The organism is Oleiphilus sp. HI0132, from assembly GCF_001635845.1.
Window position 1 is genome coordinate 1 of record NZ_LWGJ01000684.1, and the last position, 586, is coordinate 586.

General features: G+C 43.7%; 1 protein-coding gene. It reads left to right on the forward strand.

The window, feature by feature from the left end; translation table 11 throughout:
- Positions 1–108: 108 nt before the first annotated feature.
- A partial coding sequence (locus A3766_RS08220) for a DUF6160 family protein (RefSeq protein ID WP_197479435.1) occupies positions 109–586 on the forward strand: 478 nt, incomplete at its 3' end.

Sequence of the window (586 nt, forward strand, 5' to 3'; positions counted from 1 at the left end):
AGTAATAGTTCAGACTATCAGCAGGTCGACTTAATGACTGTCGAGATGAGTGGTGATCTCACTTTGCAGGGTAACCTGTTGGTTTTTCCAACGCCTTAGGAATTACGGATGATAAATAGACTATCAATAACATTAATGCTTTTTATTCTCCCACAAATAAGCGCTGCGGAGCTAAAAGCACTTGGTGATGAGTTTTTGTCGGGTGTAAGTGGGCAGTCGGGAATCACTGTTGACCTAGAATCGAAGTTTTCAGTGGGTGAGATAGCCTATTTTGATGATGGTTTGGGTATAGCGTTGCAGGGTGTCAAGATGAGTTCTGCTGCAGATCCTGGGCAGTTGGCAGAGCACCGATTAGAGTTTGATATTCTTGATAACGGCGATATAAAGTTTGCCTTTTCTTCTGGAAATGTCGCAAGGTTCGAAATAGAGGAAATTCGTTTTGTTGATGCGCCGGGCCTGCCTTCACTTGTAACAGATCCGAGTATAGGGGGCTTCTTTATTGACTACGAGATTGATGGCTCTATCTTGGTGCACAACAGAGGTAATACAAGACACGGTGCTAACAATGTTTTGGGTGGGTTGTATG